We start from the raw sequence: 16,888 nt of genomic DNA, 5'->3' as shown, positions 1-16,888 counted from the left end.
CCGGAACCGGCAGTCGATGAATGTCGCTTGCCGCCATTGCTGTCCCGTGAATCGCGCACCCACGGAACACCGCACCGCGACCCCCGCTCGTCGTCGATCGATCCGGTAGCTCTCCCGTTTCCACCGCTGGCGAAGTTCACCGATCTGTTTCGCCGTGATCACCACCACACGATCATAGGAGCGAGAATCATCCGCGACCGGGACGGAGCAGCCCGCTCTCGTATGCCGCGATCACCAGTTGCGCGCGATCGTGGGCCCGGAGCTTGAGCATCGTGTTCTTCACGTGCGACTTCGCCGTGTGCGGAGAGATGAACAGCTGGGCGGCGATCTCGTCGTTCGAGTGCCCGCGCGCGATGAGCAGCAAGACCTCGCGCTCGCGATCGGTCAATGCCTCGAGCGACGGGGGCGCACCCACCGGCGCGGGAGCCGCGCGCACCCAGGTCTCGATCATCGCGCGCGTGGCCGTCGGAGAGAGCAGGGCTCCCCCCTCGTGCACCGCTCGCACCGCCCGCACGATGTCGTCGGGCTCGGCGCCCTTGCCGATGAACCCGCTCGCCCCGGCCCGCAGAGCCGAAACGACGTACTCGTCCTCCTCGAAGGTGGTCAGGATGAGCACCCGGGTGTCGGTGAGGGCCGGGTCGGCGCAGATCACCGCGGTGGCGTCGATGCCGTCCATCCGCGGCATCCGGATGTCGCACACGACCACATCGGGTCGGAGGTGCCGGGCGAGCGCGACAGCAGTCTCGCCGTCGGCGGCCTCGCCCACGACCGTGATCCCGTCGGCTGCGTCGAGCAGATCGCGAACGGCGGAGCGGATGAGCGACTGATCGTCGACGACGATGACGGTGGTCACGGGGCGGTCTCCGATCGAGCGGCGGCGGGGAGGGGAAGACGCGCGGCCAGCCGGTAGCCGCCGGGGGCGAGGCCGGCGTCGAGCTCGCCGCGCACGGCGTCGACGCGCTCGCGCAGGCCGAGGAGACCGAACCCCGATGTCGGCGGTGCGTCCTCGGAGTCGGGCATGCGATCCAGGGGGTTCGTGACGACGACTTCGAGAACGTCCCCGTCGCGGCGCATCAGGACGTGCGCGCGGCGCGTGCTGCCGTGCTTCATCGCGTTCGTGAGGCCCTCCTGCACGACGCGATAGGCCACGATGCCGATCCCGATCGGGATGCCGGGGGCCTCGGCATCCGTTCCGATCTCGTCGCGCACCACGACGTCCCACCCCGCCACGCGCACCGACTCGACCACCTCGGGAACGCGTGCGAGCCCGGGCTGCTCGAGGGCCACGGCCTCGTCGGGGGTGCGGAGCACGCTGAGCATCCCGCCGATCTCGCCGAGCACGTCGCGCGAGGTGGTGCGGATGGTGGCGAGCGCCTCACGTGCCTTCTCGGGGCGCGTCTCAAGCGACGACGACGCGACGCCGGCGTTGAGGCTGATCACCGAGATGCGGTGCGCGACCGCGTCGTGCAGGTCGCGAGCGATGCGCAGGCGCTCCTCGGTGACGCGCCGACGGGCCTCGGCCTCACGGGTCTCTTCGGCCCGTCGTGCCCGCTCCTCCACCGCTTCGACGTACGCGCGTCGCGATCGGGATGCGTCGCCGACCGCCCCCGCGAGGGCGAGGGCGAGGGCCACCTGAAGAAAACGCGTGTCTATGCCGGTGACGAGCGTGATGGCGATGCTCACCCCCGCCACGACCACCACGGCCACGAGACCGGCCGGGACCGACACCCGCCGGGTCGTGCGCTGGGCGACGGCGTACATCGAGACGATCAGCGCGAGGGTCGCACCGGGCGAGAGGGTTCCCAGGCTCAACGCCCCCAGGTACAGCGCCGCGCACGCGGCGAGCGCGACCCGAGGACGCACGCGCCGCAGCGGCAGCACCGCGGCCGGAAGCAGCACCAGGACGAGGGCGAGGGTGTTCGCCGGACGCATCTCGGCGACGGGGATGGGCGCGAACGCGGGCCCGACGATGAGGAAGGCGAAGCCGAGGTCGACGAGCCACGGACGCGCCGCCCGCATCGCGCGACGCGCGGGCATCGTGGATCCGGGGGCGCTCACCCGACCAGTCTGTCCCCTCCCTCCCCTCCCGGCGATCGCCCCGGCGGGTCATTGCCGAATACCCCCGTGGGGGGGGAGGCGTCCTCCCCGGCGGCGGGACGCGGCATCCGGGGTCCGAGCGCGAGGGTGAGGTCATGGCATCCGATCCTGCTCCCCCACTCCTCTCGGTCACCGATCTGCACAAGTCGTACGGCCGAGGTTCCGCCCGCTTCGACGCGCTGCGCGGGGTGACCCTCGACATCCATCGCGGCGAGAGCATCGCCATCCTCGGCAAGAGCGGCTCGGGCAAGTCCACGCTCATGCACCTCTTGGCGCTGATGGACGCACCTACGCGCGGCACCGTACGCCTCGACGGAGTGGATGCCACGACCCTGCGCGGACGCCGGCTGAACCGCACGCGCAACAAGACCTTCGGTTTCGTGTTCCAGCAGTTCTTCCTGACGCCGACCGCGTCGGTGTTCGACAACGTCGTGCTGCCGCTGAAGATCGCCGGGGTGGGACGCGCCGAGCGCAAGCGTCGAGGGCTGGCCGCCCTGGCCGAGCTCGACATGGGCGACAAGGCCCGCAACAAGGCCACCGCTCTGTCGGGCGGACAGAAGCAGCGCGCGGTGATCGCGCGGGCGCTCGTGAACGACCCGCAGGTGATCTTCGCCGACGAGCCCACCGGCAACCTCGACTCGGCGACCGGAGCGGTCGTGGAGGACATCCTCTTCCGCCTCAATCGCGAGCACGGCATCACCCTGATCGTCGTGACGCACGACGAAGACCTGGCGGCGCGGTGCGACCGCCGCGTGCAGATCCGCGACGGCCTGATCGTCGCCGAAGAGCGGAGCGCGGCATGAAAATCCTCGACCTCGTCGGCACCGCCGTCGCCAACACCTCCCGCTCGAAGACCCGCACGATCCTGACGGTGCTGGCGATCTTCGTCGGCGCCTTCACCCTCACCATCACCAACGGGCTCGGAACCGGCATCAACGCTTTCATCGACAGCACCGTGAGCGCGATGGGCGCCTCGGACGCGCTGACCGTGACGAAAACGAGCACCGACGCCGCGGCATCCACGGGTCCTCAGAAATACGATCCGGATGCCATCTCGTCGGGGCGTCAGGCGGGCCCTCCGGGTACCTCGACCGAGGTCACGGCGCTCACCGACGACGACGTCGCGGCGATCGGGGCGCTCCCGGGCATCTCTCACGTGGAGCCGGTGAGATCTGTGACGATCGACTACGTTCAGGCGGCGGGCGGGGATCCGTACGTCGCACGGGCCGGGAGCCTCGTGGCGGGACAGACGCCGCAGCTGGGAGCGGGGGCAGCGCCCGACGACGGTTCCGAGACGTTGGAGGTCGCCCTCCCCGACGCCCTGGTGGCGCCGATGGGCTTCGCCGACGCCGAAGCGGCCGTGGGTGCCACCGTGACCATCGCGGTCACCGATCCGGTGCGCACGCAACACACGGTCGAGGCGACGGTGACCGGGGTGACCGAGGAGGCCTTCGGCAGCACCACGACGCTGAGGACGAACGCCGCGCTCGAGAATGCACTGTCGGCCGCGCAGAACACCGGCGTCCCCGCCGACCAGCTCGACCGGTACGCCTCGGCAAGCGCGACGATGGCAGCGGGCGCGAACGTGACCGACGTGAAGGCCGCGCTCACCGACGCCGGCTACACCGGCACGACGGTCGCCGATCAGCTGGGCACCTTCGAAGCGGTGATCAACGGGATCGTGCTGGTCCTGAACGCCTTCGCGATCATCGCGCTGCTGGCCGCGAGCTTCGGCATCGTCAACACCCTGCTCATGTCGGTGCAGGAACGCACGCGCGAGATCGGCCTGATGAAGGCGATGGGCATGGGGAGCGGACGCGTGTTCACGCTCTTCAGCCTCGAGGCGATCTTCATCGGTCTGCTGGGCAGTGCGCTCGGCGCGGTCGTGGCGATCGGGGTGGGGACGGCGGTCAGCGCCCAACTCGCGACGAGCCTGTTCAGCGACCTACCCGGCCTGCAGCTCATCGCCTTCGATCCGGTGTCGATCGTCGTGACGACGCTGGCGGTGATGGGGATCGCTTTCCTCGCCGGAACATTGCCGGCGGCGCGTGCCGCGCGCGCCGACCCGGTCGAGTCGCTGCGATACGAGTGAGACGAGGGCCGGTGCGCGGGGACTCCCCGCACCGGCCCTCGACGCGTCGACCGGCGTAGCGTGGGTCCCGCCACTCGACGCCGAGGGAGAACATGGACGCCGACGTCATCATCATCGGAGCAGGGCTCGCGGGCCTCGTCGCCAGCAATGAGCTCGTAGGTGCGGGAAAGCGCGTGATCATCGTCGAGCAGGAGAACGCCGCCAACCTGGGCGGGCAGGCGTTCTGGTCGTTCGGCGGGATCTTCCTCGTCGACTCCCCCATGCAACGCCGTCTCGGGGTCAAGGACTCGTTCGAGCTCGCCTGGCAGGACTGGCAGGGCTCCGCCGGCTGGGACCGCCTGGACGGCGCGCACCCCGAGGACGAATGGGCGCAGAAGTGGGGGCGGGCGTACGTCGAGTTCGCCGCCAGCGAGAAGCGCGCGTGGCTGCAACAGCAGGGCGTGAGGTTCACCCCCGTCGTCGGCTGGGCGGAACGCGGGTCGCTCAGCGCCGGGGGCCACGGCAACTCCGTTCCCCGCTTCCACGTGCCGTGGGGAACGGGCACCGGGATCTCGGAACCCTTCGCCGAAAAAGCGAGAAAGGCGGATGCCGTCGACCTGCGGTTCCGCCACCGGGTCGACGAACTGGTCTTCACCGACGGCGCCGTGACGGGCGTGCGCGGCGCGATCCTCACCCCCGACGATTCCCCGCGCGGGGTGTCGTCGTCACATGAGGTGGTCGGCGAGTTCGAGCTCTCGGCGCAGGCCGTCGTCATCGCCTCGGGCGGTATCGGCGGCGACCACGAGCGGGTGCGCCACTGGTGGCCCGCTCGCCTCGGCACTCCCCCGCGCACGATGGTCACCGGCGTCCCCGCGCACGTCGACGGACGCATGCTCGACATCGCCGCCGACCAGGGCGTACGCCTGGTGAACCGCGATCGCATGTGGCACTACACCGAGGGGCTGCAGAACTGGAACCCCGTGTGGCCGGGTCACGGCATCCGGATCCTGCCCGGTCCCTCCTCGATGTGGCTCGACGCGCGCGGTCGCCGGTTGCCCCTCCCGGGGCTGCCCGGGTACGACACCCTCGGCACGCTGAAGATCCTGCGCTCGACGCCCGACCTCGTCGACTACGACTACTCGTGGTTCGTGCTCGATCAGACGATCATCAAGAAGGAGTTCGCGCTGTCGGGGTCAGAGCAGAACCCCGACATCACCAACCGCGACCTGGCTCTGCTGCTGCGCACGCGGCTCGGGCGTGCCGCTCCCGGCCCGGTCGAGGACTTCAAGCGGGAGGGAGCCGACTTCGTCGTCGCCGACACCCTGGCGGAGCTCGTGCGCGGCATGAACGCCCTCACCGGAGACGATCTCCTCGACGAGGACTCGATCCGCCGGCAGCTCGAGGCGCGTGACCGCGAGGTCGTGAACCCGTACTCGAAAGACGCTCAGACCATTGGCATCCAGAACAGCCGACGCTTCCGCGGCGACCGCCTGTTCCGCACGGTCCCCGCCCACGCGATCCTCGACCCCCGCCACGGCCCGCTCATCGCCGTGCGGCTCTGGATCGTCACGCGCAAGACACTCGGCGGCATCCAGACCGACCTCGACGGCCGCGCCCTGAACGGATCCGGGATGCCGATCCCCGGGCTCTACGCGGCCGGCGAGGCCGCGGGCTTCGGCGGCGGCGGCGCCCACGGGTACAACGCACTCGAGGGGACCTTCCTCGGCGGGTGCCTGTTCACCGGGCGGACGGTGGGGAGGGCGTTGGCGGGGCGTCTGTGAGCCGGAGTTCACCGACCGCCTCCTGCGTCATCGCGCGCAGCCAGAGCGATGCCGGATCGGCTTCGACCCGCTCGTGCCACCGTTGCTGCACGGTGGCCTTCGGCAGGTCGACGGGAACCTCGTGCACGCGCAAGGGCACCCCGCGCTCGGTCAGGTGCCGGGCGAGCACCGAGGGGATGAGGCACAGCACGTCGTCCTCGAGCGCCATCAGCGCACCGACCGCGTAGGTCGGGACCACAGCGACGACGCGCCGGCTCCGCCCCCGCGCTTCCAGGGCCTCATCGAGCGGACCGCGGTCGAGTCCGCGGCGCGATGCCGAGACGTGCGGCACCGCGCACAGCTCGTCGAGATCGAGCCGCGGCATCCGTCCGATTCTCGATGCCGCCGAGACCACGGCGACGAAGGTGTCGGCGAAGAGGACGGATGCTCGCACGTCGGGCGGACCGGGATCGACGACGCCCACGTCGAGATCGAGGGTGCCATCGCGTAGGAGTTCGACCGTCTTGGACTGCTGCGCCATGAACCGCAGCTGGACGTGCGGGGCACGGGTGGCGACCAGACGCGTGAGCCGCGGCGCGAGCACGGGCGACAGGGCGTCGTTGATGCGGATCGAGAACGTTCGGTGCCACGCGGACGGGTCGTCGGCGGCGGGACGCCGGAGGCGTTCGATCTCCTCGAGGAGAGACCGTACGCGCGGCGCCGTCCGCAGCGCGAACGGGGTGGGAACCATGCCGCGGCCCGCGCGCACGAGCAGCGGGTCGTTCATCGTCTGACGCAGACGCCCCAGCGCCCGGCTGGTCGCGGGCACGGAGAGATGCAGACGCTCCGCGGCCAGCGACACGCTGCCCGTCTGCAGGGAGCGCGTCGAGTGCGCGCAGGAGATTGAGGTCCATCTGTTCGATCGCCACCTTCATCATTGTGTCTGACGCAATGACGGTTTGCATATGTTGCGCTTTCTGAAACCCAATTCCCCGGGCGACGATGGATCGGGCGCGAGATCGAGCCGCCCCCTGATCCCGGAGGTCCCCATGTCCAGAGTCATCCGCCCCCGCGCCTTCGGCGGTCCCGAGGTCCTCGAGGTGGTCGAGATCGACACCCCCGAGCCCGGCCCCGACGAGGTCGTCGTGCGCGTGCGCGCTGCCGGTGTGAACCCGCTCGACTGGAAGCTCTACAGCGGAGCCTTCCACGACGTGGACGACGACGAGAAAGAGGAGGCCGGACTGACCGAGACGCTTCCGGCGCTCGGCATGGATGCCGCGGGAACGGTCATCGCGGTCGGCTCGAGCGTCGAGGGCACCGCGGTGGGCGACGATGTCATCGTCTATCCCGCGCACGCGGCGTATGCGGATCACGTCGTCGCACCCGTGGCATCCCTCATTCCCAAACCCGCCGCGCTGGGCTGGGCGGAGGCCGGGTCGCTCATGCTCGCGGGCCTCACCGCCGCCCACACCCTCGCGGCGACCGGGCTCGTCGCACGAGAGACCGTGCTCGTCCACGGCGGCGCGGGCGGAGTCGGACTCATGGCCGTGCAACTCGCGAGGCAGCTCGGCGCGCGGGTGATCGCCACCGCCTCAGCCCGTCATCACGAGCTGCTGCGCGAACTCGGCGCGATCCCCGTCGAGTACGGTGCGGGACTCGCCGATCGAGTGCGCGGCGTCGCGCCGGACGGAATCGACGCCGCGATCGACACCGTCGGCACCGACGAAGCGCTCGACGTCTCGCTCGCGCTCGTCGCGGATCCCGCCCGCATCGCCTCGATCACGGGCTCGGACCGACGCCACGGCACCGGCATCAAGCTCCTCGGCTATGGACCGGGTCAGGATGCCGGCACCGCCTACCGACTCTCGTTCCGGGAACGCCTCGCCGAGCTCGCGGCGAGCGGCCAGGTGCGTGTGGTCGTCGCGAAGACGTTCCCCCTGTCCGACGCCGCGGCAGCGCACGCGTTCGGGCAGGCGGGGACGGGGACGGGAACGGGAAAGATCGTTCTCGTGCCCTGAGCCTCAGCCGCCGACGAAGCGGCGCGTACCCTCGGCGATCTCGCGCGAGAGCGTGTGGTGCAGGTAGTGCTCGCCCGCCATCGGCACCATCTCGCCCCGGTCGACGGATGCCGCCTGGGCGCGGTGAAGGTCGACCCATCCCTCGACGTCATCGTCGGCCTCGCGCACGAACAGCAGCACCGGGAGGTCGGCGGGGAAGCGTCGACCGCTCGCGTCGGAGACGTTCGTCGATGCGTGGGCCATCTCGTCGAGCACGGTCGGCGCCGCGGAGTTCGCGTTCGTGAGCAGACGCATCTGCTCCCTCTCGTTCGCGCCGTAGGGCAGTCCCTCGTACGGGTCGGGGGCGAGCGCTCGAAGGGCGCGGGTGAGGCCGAGAGTGTTCAAGAGGGCGAGGGAGTCGGTCGCGATCGGTTCGTCACCGCCGGGTTGGTCCGGCACGCTGCTGTCGATGCCGACGAACGCCGTCACCTCATCGCGATACGCCTCGACGTAGGTCAGCGCGTAGATGCCCGAGATCGAGTGCCCCATGAGCGCGTAGCGGTCGACGCCGAGGTACTCCAGCGCCGTGTGCACCTCGCTCGTGATGTTCGCGGCCGTGCGCGGTACGTCGGTCTGATCGCTCAGCCCGGTTCCGAACGGCTCGACGGCGACGACGCGGTACGTGTCGTCGAGCTGGTCGATGAGCGGGGCGAAGTCGAGGCCGGGTGCCGCGGTGCCCAGGCCCGGCAGCAGCACGATGGTCTCCGCGTGGTCACCGCTCACGACGACGTTCATCGAACGACCCCCCACGGGAACCCGCTGGCCGTACGGGGTGATCTCCGCGGCCTCGGCGCGGGTGGCCACGGCGTTGACGGCGGCCGTGGTGGCCAGCGTCGCCGCGAGGACGCCGACGATCACGACGGGTGGGAACAGGAGGGCGAGGCGGGTGGATTTCTTCACGGGGATCCTTCGGGTCGAGGTTCCTCCAGTCGACCAGCGGACCCCCGTGGGCGGGAGAGCCGTCGGTCACCACTCGCGGTGACATTTGTCACCGAAACCACGACAGAGGGCCCCGCGCGATGCGGGGCCCTCTGGGATGGATGGTCGTGCGGGCGTCAGGCCCGCGCGGCCGCCGAAGTCATGGGGCACTCGAACGGGTCGCGAGCGGCGAGCCCCACCTGGTTCAGGTAACGGATGACGATGCCGTACGACTCGAACAAGGTGGTCTCGACGTAGGGGACGTTGAGCGTCTGGCTGTGCTCCTTGACGATCGCACGGGCCTTGCTGAGGTGCGGGCGCGGCATGTTCGGGAACAGGTGGTGCTCGATCTGGTAGTTCAGACCGCCCATGAGCCACGTGGCCCACCACCCGCCGGTGATGTTGCGCGAGGTACGCACCTGCTTGCTGAAGAAGTCGAGCTTCGCATCGGGAGCGATGACGGCCATGCCCTTGTGGTTCGGCGCGAACGAGGCACCCATGTACAGACCGAACACGGCGAGCTGCACGCCGACGAAGGCGAAGGCCATGCCGAGCGGCAGGAAGACGAACACCGGAGCCACGAAGACCGCGAAGCGCAGGGCGATGAGGCCGAGCTCCGTCCAGCGACCCTTGACCGGCTCCTTCGAGAGCAGGTGGCGCAGACCGATGAAGTGGAGGTTGGCGCCCTCGAGCGTGAGCAGGGGGAAGAACGCCCACCCCTGGCGCTGGGTGATCCAGCGCTGCAGGCCGCGCGCCTTGGCGGCGTCGACCTCGATGAACGAGATCGTGTCGATCTCGATGTCGGGGTCTTTGCCCACGCGGTTGGGGTTGGCGTGGTGGCGGGTGTGCTTCGAGGTCCACCAGGACAGGCTCATGCCGACGACACCGGCCGCGAGCCACAGCGCGAGGCGGTCGTTGGCTTTACCCGAGGAGAAGATCTGCTTGTGCGCGGCCTCGTGGGCGAGGAACGCCACCTGGGTGAACAGGATGCCGAGGGCCGCGGCGATCAGCAACTGGAACCAGCTGTCGCCGAGCAGGACGAAGCCGGTAATCGCCCCGCCGAACCCGAGGGCGAGGACGGTGCCGACCAGGGCGTAGAACCGGCGGGCGCGAACGAGCAGGCCCGTCTCTCGGACGACCTGCGACAACTCCGTGTAGGCCTTGGCCATGGGCGGGAACTCCGTCGTTCCCTTGTAGGTCTGACGGATCGGTCCCATCCGGGACTCGATGACGGGTGCAGCCAATGCGTGCTCCTCGGTGGGGGTGACCGAAGTCTCGAAGCCGGGGGCAGATGCCGACGACTTGTTGGCCACGCTACGGGGGGCGTATGCGCGCAGGCGTATACGGCGACGCCGTGATCCCCGGAATTCCGCATGTTCCGGGTCGATGGCGATGGCGTTGCCCAGGCGATTGCCAGGCTGGGTCCGCGTGGGGTCGTATCCCGGGGTGGTGACGGTCAGTCACGCGGGACGTATGCAGTCACGCTCGGCGAGAGCTGACGGGCGTCGACTTGGGTGAGAACGATGTTGTTCATCTTGGCCGAGTCGGGCTGCCCAATGACTGCCCACGTGTCTTCGCTCGCCTGGACCGTGACATCGGCGGCCTCGCATTGAACCGTCGTCTCATTGCCGCCGGTGTTCGTCTGCACGACGGCCAGGCACGCTTCGTCGGGTTGATCGGGCTGGCGACCGATGTAGATCACGCTGTCGTCCAGGAACGCGACATAGCGAACAGTGTCGGCATCCAGCGACCCTATGGCCTCGGGAATGGGAAAGGTGCCTTCGTCCGAGTTGGCGTATCGCAGCTCTGCGATGTCCCCGGCGGTGCGCAGCGCGGGGAGAGTATCCCGATGACGATCCCTGCCAGCAGGCCCAGATCAAGTGCAGCGGCGGTGACGATTGCCACGCATCGTCTGCTCGGACCGCGCCCGGTCGCCGCACTGGTTGGCCCTTCGGCGGGATCGGGATCGTGCTCACGTTCCGCCGGCGCATGCGCGCGGTCCGCCGTCCGCGCGAGATTCGAGCTCATGCAGCCGCTCGACGTGCTCGTCGGTAAACGACCGCTGCGCGCCCGAACTCCGGCCGTAGGCACGCGCTCGCAGCAGCGTCAGTTCCTCATGTTCGGCGGCAGTAAGCATGCCTTCACTCTGCCCCGCCGGCTCGCGCTTCAATCCGAGGGCCGGCCAGCCAGAAACGTCGCCCCAGCAGCGCGTGATTCCGCTGCCACAGGGCCTCCTTCGCCTCGTGACGCGAGCGCCCGGCGCCATCGTCGTTGAGAAGGTCGACGGCGACCTCGGCGAGGATTGCGGTGCTGAGGATGAGGTCGGCCGCGACGACGGCCTGCCCTTCATCGCACGGCTGTCGTGATGCGCGGATGGCCGCCGCGGGAGTGCCGAAGCGCTCTCGAACGGCCGCACGCTCCTCGGGCATCGTGACCCAGAAGGTTGTCCTGCTGCCTCGGCCTGATCGATCCCGTTGATCAGGAACAACGGAGCATCACTGTCTGCTCGCAGTTTTCGACTGAAATCAGCGCGGAGAAGTCGGGATTACCGAGTCGGGACGACGACCGCCCGCCCACTCTGGTTTCGACCTGCAAAACCTGTGAAGCTGCGTACGAGAGACCTCGTAGACAACGGCCGACCGGTAAAAATCGCTAAACCAGGACGCTCAGTTTCGCTTTCGCACCCTGCCCACAAATAGCGCCCGGAACGCTCTGAGCGAGAAAATTGAGGTGCTGCCTCCGGTTTAGTGGCGCGCCAATTCCGTTCCCCAACGTTAGTCGTGCGCTGCCCTGACAGGAGGCCCCCCTCAACCATCCCGCCGAATATGGTGTAGCTCGCTCAACTCGCTCTACGGGATTTTTGGCGCAAGACTCGGCAAGTTGAGTGCAGCTGACAGCCACGGCAGCATTCGTACTTCGAATCGCATCTACGACCTCACGTCGCGGATTATTGAACTTGCGGCGCCCATTCGACACAAACACGACTTCCGGGTTCACCCGGGCCACCAGCTGCGAAACTGCCGCGGCTGTCTCAGATCGCGAACCCATTAGACCACCGTGGTGCGGCAACACAAGATGCCGTGACTGCAGACGGTCGCCGTATTTTGACCCCACGAGAAGCTCAAACCCAAGATGGTCAAGATCGCCCATCACCAGAAGGACCGATTCATCCTCAACCACCAGTTGCACGACGACACTGACAGAATTGCTGCTAATCGCACGACCATCCCTGGTAGAACTTCCAGCTCCGAGTTGCCTAAGCACAAGACCTGGAGCGAAGACGTGCACCGCGACGCCCGCCTGTGGATCCAAGTCGACAACTAAACCGTCGTACGCGTTTTCGTAGGCGACAGTTCGGCCGGCGTCCTGCAAGTCGGCTAATTGGTATATCAAATTCTTCCACAACTGGGATTGTTTCGCCGAATCACCATTCCAGATGATGCGCCCCACAGAAAGATCTTTTTGAGCCAAAATCGCCGAAAGGCCGCCAATATGATCCGCATCAGCATGCGAAATGATCACATTTGAAATTTGAGTTATTTGCTCGCGACGCAAGTACTCAAGCACCGCACCGCCCGGACCGGCATCGATCAGCGTTACCGTGGAACCGCACCGTATTGCTACGCAGCTCCCATGGCCGACGTCGACGATATCAACGACGGGGCCGTCTTCTAGAACATTCACCCGAGGCACTCAGGAAGTTTCCCATCCAGTCAGGTACAAATCGTTGTTGTCTTCCGCACCCAGATTGGCCGTAGCGTAACATTGAAATTCATCGCCCCGCTTGGATGCCTCCGCGATTCGCTGTCGCACTGGTGGAGGTATATCACTCGCTCGCAAGGCAACAATCTCTTCACTCCACCCCGGTACCCGAGCATTTGCAACGTTATCCTCTTCCGCAAACTCAACAAAATGAACCAGCGCGCGCCAGGGCCGACGCATTGGCGTAAATTCATCGTTGAATTCCCGCTGAACCAGCTCAAGGCCCTCCATCAAGGAGTCCTGATCCAAATCATCGGGACGCATCACTACCGGAATCCAGCGACGCAACACGCGAAATTTGGCTACATTCGCCTTGTCGAACTGGGTACAAAGTATAGCGGGAAATTTGGCCTTGTACCAACGGGACACAAGAGTCGCGCCGTCAAAATTCGCGTAATTTCCGGGACTAAGGTGATAGTCACTAACCGCCGCATCAGCCACGCGCGGCTGCACCAGGAATTCATCAATATTGCCTAGTGCAGTATCGCGAATAACGGGCTCTCGTTCAGCGGCCTCGATGGGAAAGGTCAACGTCTCCCGCACACCAGCGTTGTCGTCTACAACGAGAATCCGATCTATTCTTTCAAGCTGAGACATGATCTACCCCCAAGATGTTGAACCGAACCTTGAATGATGCACCGCCAAGAGGTCCGTGCGCGATAGCTTCAGCCGAACCCCCCAAATCTGCAAGTGTGTCGCGAACGATCGTGAGCCCCAGGCCCGTTCCACCCTGACGCTGAGTCTGACCGGGCAACCAGATGTCACGCAACGAAATGCCTTCGATTCCCGGACCGTTGTCAGACACTTCAAGCTCGCACACATCATCGAGTACGCGACTGACGATCGAAATTTTCCTGTCACGGGTCTCACTGCGCTCGAACGCAGAGACGCTATTATTCATTAGGTTTGTGATGATCGATTCCACGGCAGCTTCCGAACCGCGAAGATACGGGTCAAGGCCCCCAGGCAGGTTCAGTTCGAGGCTAACTTTCCTGCCCTGGAGGAAGGGATCATATATTTCGACCACGTTGCGAACAACCCGATGAATAGAAACTTTGCCGACGCGCCTTTTTTCTTCACTAACGAGGTCCAACGTTGCAGCCGAGAGCACGTTTAATGAACTTACCGAGTCAGAAATTCGCCCTAGCTGCTTTTCGTAAACGGACTTGTAAGATTCCGGGGAGTCTTTCGCAAGCTTTTTCTTAATAGTGTTGGTGACGATGCTTATTATCTTTAGGGGATTACCGTTAGACTCATGTGCGAAAGTCGCTGCGGTGATCCCAGCGGTACTGAGCGTCCTATACAGTTGCAACTCTCGACGGAGGGTTTCCGTTTCGCGATCTCTCGCCTTGTCGTACTTCTCGAACGCCGTCGTGAGCTCGCGCTTGGCCTGCCCATCAGGGACGCTAGCGATCTTCTCTTGTAGTGCACGACTTTCGGAACTGGCCTCATGTTTTGCCGACTCTCGCTCACGTTGCCTTCGCGCCTCTGCAACCTGTTGACGCCGCCGCGCCATCCACTCGAGAGAGTCATGCGAGAAACGTGTTAGCTCTGCGAAGACGTCAGACTCAATGAAACCAGATCGGTCGGTCTTCTGAATCAGGTTTCCATCCAGGTCCTCAACCAACAGCCGTCCGATGGATGTGTTAGTGCTGGGACGATTTTCTGGGCTTTGCGCGCGACGCAAGTTGACATCGAGCCAGTCGTTTCCCGGATTTCCGTAGGGTGCAACCCGCAAACCGTTCACATACACGTGAACACCGCCGAAGTTTGTCAACCAATCTTTCACCGCCGACAATTGAACATTTCGGCCGGTAAACGTACCCTGGTTGAGGATGAAAACCCAGAAATCCAGGGTCGCGTCCGGCGCCGAGTAGGTTTGCGACCCCTTTTGCGCGATTGCCTCATCGTCGGAGCGCCAGAGAACTCGATTTTGCCAGTCCGATACCTCTACAGACGCCCTGCCGCTGCGCAATACGGCACGTAGGTGATATTCCGCCTGGTCAAAGTATCGGTTGTTTACCTGCGCGGCAAGATCCGCAAATTCCGACGAGTGCAGCACTGGAGAGAATCCGTCTGGTTGATCGCCGAACGGGTCCGCAAGGAGCACTAAGGCGCGGGCCAGATTCCTCGCAGCGATTCGACCGATACCGTCGCGAAGCCGAGATAGCTCGATTCGTGTTCCGGTTTTCGCGTCCTTCGCCGCAGCTGAGGAACTGATCTCCACGTTGACTTCATCTACGGTTTTGGCTCGATCGAATGTGTCCCAGTCGAGGGTAACCTCATAGGTACTGCCGTCACCTGGGCTAGAAATTAACCGTGCTTTATGTCCGAGTCTCAAAGCGGCGAGCCGCCCCAGTCCTTTGTTCCCCGCCGGAACGCGGTCCAGTCGAGCAGTCCTTCGACTGGTGACTTTGCGGGACTCCCCGAGAACAAGCCAACCGGATTTAATATCCTCCGCCGACATTCCGTCGCCATTGTCCTCAATCACAACGGTACCGGGCCGGTCCTTGCCGTCGAGCCATACGTGACATTCCGTCGCGTCTGCATCGTACGCATTTTTAACGAGCTCAAGTAGGCCCTGGTCGATGTTTGGGTTTAGCTCCTCGCCGAGGCGTCGCAGGATGCTAGGCGCGAATCTGAGCCGGCTATCAATTTTGCCATCTACTCCTGCCACGGAATCTCCTTCAAGGCGCCTACTGTCAGGTGACGACACCGTATTCGAGCTTCAAGAAATTCTGTTGTTTTCTTACTCGTTAGTACCGCGATCAATTCGTCGCACGTTACACCTTCGCGCGGCTCGACGATTAGCAAGTGGTTTTCAATTGCGACCGCGCCCGTCCTTCGCCAGGGTCGTGCTCGAACTCGAGGGACTTCCCCAGGTCGGGAGGTGCGGTTCACTAGGACGAAAGGACCTTGCTCGCGCCGACCCGAGTATCGACGCTCCATCGACTCACCGGAAGACAGTGAGCGTGCGGTTACGAAAGGCAGCAGGGGACCATCCGCCGGATCGCGGTGCGGAACGACAGGCCCGACACGAATATTGGCGAAGTCACCCAACGTGGCTCCAGAAGAGGGAGGTATCCACTCCACCTCGGCGCAATTGCTTCCCACTTCAAGATCGAGAAGGAATACATGCACATCGGTCTGGTCGTCGAAAATCTCGCCGATACGAACTCGAACGCCTGCTGACAGACTCGCTATGTAATCTCGCCAGGCTGAGTATCGGGTTCCGGACCGGAGAACGTCCGGCAAGACGGCAAGCAGCCGTGACCCGGGGCGCATCGACTCGACGGCTCGCGCCACGAACACAGCAGCCGCATTCACGTTTCCAGAGGCCCACGCGACAGGCACCTCTGTCGACACGAAGGGCGGGTTGAGAACCACATGAGTGGCGTCGGCTACCGAGGATGAGTCTTCTAAGAAGTCAACGGCTTCGCTCTCGACCCACACAGACCGTTTGGGATCCCGCTGCCGTAGTCTCGCAGCCGCAACCCGGCTGAAGCTAGCGTCGACATCGCATGCGCGGAACGTGACCTGAGCTGTGTCGTTCGCGAGAACCGAGTCGAACGCGGGCAAAAGAAGATCACCGCCTCCGCAAGCGGGGTCAACGACTATGGCCCCTGCCGCCAGCTTCGGGATTGCCTGCTCCCATAGCCTTGCGGCCACATCCGAACTGGTGAAGAAGGTTCCACGTCTGCGCCTCTCGTCGCGAGGAACGAGGTGTCGCAGTACGTCGTAAGGGCTTGCGTCTTCACCGACAGCGTTAGCCAGCGCGTGCGGCATCGCGTCACCCTTTTCGAGCAACCTCGAGTAATCGTCGAAGCTTACGTCTGCGAGCGTCACCTAAAAGCTCCGAACCGATCGTCGTTGCAGATCTGCGCGGCCGGGGCCCGCAAGCCGGTCTTGATCACATGCCCAGCGTATGACACGAGCGTAGCGGCGGAGCAGAAGGCGGCACACTCTCTGAAGCGCAGCGACTGCGGCTGTGTGCAGCTTTATCACAAAGAGCCCGGTGAGAAAATTCTCACCGGGCTCTCACTGTCGGGATGACAGGATTTGAACCTGCGACCCCTTGACCCCCAGTCAAGTGCGCTACCAAGCTGCGCCACATCCCGTTACCCGCGAGCGGGCAACTCCCCTATATTAGCCCCTCGCCGACTCCCCCGCGAACCAACGGCCACCCCGGGCGTGTGCGCACTCCCTTGTCGATGTCGGAACCC

At 65.5% G+C, this 16,888-nt stretch carries 17 protein-coding genes and 1 tRNA gene; 5 read left to right on the top strand and 13 right to left on the bottom strand.

Going from position 1 to position 16,888, the window contains the following annotated elements:
* Positions 1 to 187: 187 nt before the first annotated feature.
* Complete coding sequence (locus QE416_RS10990) at positions 188 to 853, bottom strand: response regulator transcription factor (protein WP_307316133.1); 666 nt, start codon at positions 851 to 853, stop codon at positions 188 to 190.
* Complete coding sequence (locus QE416_RS10985; protein WP_307316131.1) at positions 850 to 2,058, bottom strand: sensor histidine kinase; 1,209 nt, start codon at positions 2,056 to 2,058, stop codon at positions 850 to 852. Before QE416_RS10985 ends, QE416_RS10990 begins: the two co-directional genes overlap by 4 nt.
* Positions 2,059 to 2,192: 134 nt before the next feature.
* Here QE416_RS10985 and QE416_RS10980 point away from each other — a divergent pair, with 134 nt between their 5' ends.
* The 3 genes from QE416_RS10980 to QE416_RS10970 all read left to right on the top strand — a co-directional run bounded on the left by QE416_RS10980 (position 2,193) and on the right by QE416_RS10970 (position 5,949).
* The gene (locus QE416_RS10980; protein WP_267786679.1) at positions 2,193 to 2,900 is read left to right on the top strand and encodes an ABC transporter ATP-binding protein; all 708 of its coding nucleotides are present in this window, start codon (positions 2,193 to 2,195) and stop codon (positions 2,898 to 2,900) included.
* Complete coding sequence (locus QE416_RS10975) at positions 2,897 to 4,189, top strand: ABC transporter permease (protein ID WP_307316128.1); 1,293 nt, start codon at positions 2,897 to 2,899, stop codon at positions 4,187 to 4,189. Before QE416_RS10980 ends, QE416_RS10975 begins: the two co-directional genes overlap by 4 nt.
* 92 nt (positions 4,190 to 4,281) lie before the next feature.
* Complete coding sequence (locus QE416_RS10970) at positions 4,282 to 5,949, top strand: FAD-binding dehydrogenase (protein ID WP_307316126.1); 1,668 nt, start codon at positions 4,282 to 4,284, stop codon at positions 5,947 to 5,949.
* Here the strand turns inward: QE416_RS10970 and QE416_RS10965 are convergent.
* Positions 5,906 to 6,790: a LysR family transcriptional regulator gene (locus tag QE416_RS10965; protein WP_307316124.1), complete on the bottom strand. Its 885-nt coding sequence runs from the start codon at positions 6,788 to 6,790 to the stop codon at positions 5,906 to 5,908. The genes QE416_RS10970 and QE416_RS10965 overlap by 44 nt on opposite strands.
* A gap of 187 nt (positions 6,791 to 6,977) precedes the next feature.
* Here QE416_RS10965 and QE416_RS10960 point away from each other — a divergent pair, with 187 nt between their 5' ends.
* Positions 6,978 to 7,946 (top strand): NADP-dependent oxidoreductase, encoded by a 969-nt coding sequence (locus QE416_RS10960; RefSeq protein WP_307316122.1) that lies wholly within the window; start codon positions 6,978 to 6,980, stop codon positions 7,944 to 7,946.
* Positions 7,947 to 7,949: 3 nt separating this feature from the next.
* Here QE416_RS10960 and QE416_RS10955 read toward each other — a convergent pair whose 3' ends face one another.
* The 9 genes from QE416_RS10955 to QE416_RS16500 form a co-directional block, all read right to left on the bottom strand.
* The gene (locus tag QE416_RS10955) at positions 7,950 to 8,885 is read right to left on the bottom strand and encodes an alpha/beta fold hydrolase (protein ID WP_307316120.1); all 936 of its coding nucleotides are present in this window, start codon (positions 8,883 to 8,885) and stop codon (positions 7,950 to 7,952) included.
* 155 nt (positions 8,886 to 9,040) lie between these two features.
* Entirely contained in the window at positions 9,041 to 10,120 is a 1,080-nt protein-coding gene (locus QE416_RS10950; RefSeq protein ID WP_267789386.1) for an acyl-CoA desaturase, read from the bottom strand.
* Between the two features lie 239 nt (positions 10,121 to 10,359).
* Positions 10,360 to 10,605, bottom strand: a complete 246-nt coding sequence (locus QE416_RS10945; RefSeq protein ID WP_307316118.1) for a hypothetical protein — start codon at positions 10,603 to 10,605, stop codon at positions 10,360 to 10,362.
* 270 nt (positions 10,606 to 10,875) lie between these two features.
* Positions 10,876 to 11,040: a hypothetical protein gene (locus tag QE416_RS10940; RefSeq protein WP_307316116.1), complete on the bottom strand. Its 165-nt coding sequence runs from the start codon at positions 11,038 to 11,040 to the stop codon at positions 10,876 to 10,878.
* A gap of 4 nt (positions 11,041 to 11,044) precedes the next feature.
* The gene (locus QE416_RS10935) at positions 11,045 to 11,332 is read right to left on the bottom strand and encodes a hypothetical protein (protein WP_307316115.1); all 288 of its coding nucleotides are present in this window, start codon (positions 11,330 to 11,332) and stop codon (positions 11,045 to 11,047) included.
* Between the two features lie 223 nt (positions 11,333 to 11,555).
* A complete protein-coding gene (locus QE416_RS10930; RefSeq protein ID WP_307316112.1) occupies positions 11,556 to 12,596 on the bottom strand; it encodes a ComEC/Rec2 family competence protein in 1,041 nt (346 codons plus the stop codon).
* A complete protein-coding gene (locus QE416_RS10925; RefSeq protein WP_307316110.1) occupies positions 12,597 to 13,262 on the bottom strand; it encodes a hypothetical protein in 666 nt (221 codons plus the stop codon). It abuts the gene before it with no gap.
* Complete coding sequence (locus tag QE416_RS10920; RefSeq protein ID WP_307316108.1) at positions 13,249 to 15,342, bottom strand: sensor histidine kinase; 2,094 nt, start codon at positions 15,340 to 15,342, stop codon at positions 13,249 to 13,251. Before QE416_RS10920 ends, QE416_RS10925 begins: the two co-directional genes overlap by 14 nt.
* The gene (locus tag QE416_RS16500; protein ID WP_373458880.1) at positions 15,330 to 16,451 is read right to left on the bottom strand and encodes an N-6 DNA methylase; all 1,122 of its coding nucleotides are present in this window, start codon (positions 16,449 to 16,451) and stop codon (positions 15,330 to 15,332) included. The genes QE416_RS10920 and QE416_RS16500 overlap by 13 nt, the downstream gene beginning before the upstream one ends.
* Between QE416_RS16500 and QE416_RS10915 the strand changes: the two genes are divergently transcribed.
* A complete protein-coding gene (locus tag QE416_RS10915; protein WP_307316106.1) occupies positions 16,389 to 16,718 on the top strand; it encodes a hypothetical protein in 330 nt (109 codons plus the stop codon). The genes QE416_RS16500 and QE416_RS10915 overlap by 63 nt on opposite strands.
* Here QE416_RS10915 and QE416_RS10910 read toward each other — a convergent pair.
* Positions 16,710 to 16,783: transfer RNA gene (locus QE416_RS10910), tRNA-Pro, on the bottom strand. The two genes, QE416_RS10915 and QE416_RS10910, sit on opposite strands and share 9 nt — an antisense overlap.
* Positions 16,784 to 16,888 lie beyond the last annotated feature (105 nt).

The organism is Microbacterium sp. SORGH_AS_0421 (genome assembly GCF_030818635.1).
GTDB lineage: Bacteria > Actinomycetota > Actinomycetes > Actinomycetales > Microbacteriaceae > Microbacterium.
Note: the sequence above shows the minus strand (reverse complement) of the source record. Positions and strands in the feature narration are given on the sequence as shown.

Excerpts from the sequence above, each read along its gene's own strand:
- QE416_RS10980 (WP_267786679.1), top strand. The coding sequence starts at position 2,193 with ATGGCATCCGATCCTGCTCCCCCACTCCTCTCGGTCACCGATCTGCAC.
- QE416_RS10975 (WP_307316128.1), top strand. The coding sequence starts at position 2,897 with ATGAAAATCCTCGACCTCGTCGGCACCGCCGTCGCCAACACCTCCCGC.
- QE416_RS10970 (WP_307316126.1), top strand. The coding sequence starts at position 4,282 with ATGGACGCCGACGTCATCATCATCGGAGCAGGGCTCGCGGGCCTCGTC.
- QE416_RS10960 (WP_307316122.1), top strand. The coding sequence starts at position 6,978 with ATGTCCAGAGTCATCCGCCCCCGCGCCTTCGGCGGTCCCGAGGTCCTC.
- QE416_RS10950 (WP_267789386.1), bottom strand. The coding sequence starts at position 10,120 with ATGGGACCGATCCGTCAGACCTACAAGGGAACGACGGAGTTCCCGCCC.
- QE416_RS10940 (WP_307316116.1), bottom strand. The coding sequence starts at position 11,040 with ATGCTTACTGCCGCCGAACATGAGGAACTGACGCTGCTGCGAGCGCGT.
- QE416_RS10935 (WP_307316115.1), bottom strand. The coding sequence starts at position 11,332 with ATGCCCGAGGAGCGTGCGGCCGTTCGAGAGCGCTTCGGCACTCCCGCG.
- QE416_RS10925 (WP_307316110.1), bottom strand. The coding sequence starts at position 13,262 with ATGTCTCAGCTTGAAAGAATAGATCGGATTCTCGTTGTAGACGACAAC.
- QE416_RS16500 (WP_373458880.1), bottom strand. The coding sequence starts at position 16,451 with ATGCCGCACGCGCTGGCTAACGCTGTCGGTGAAGACGCAAGCCCTTAC.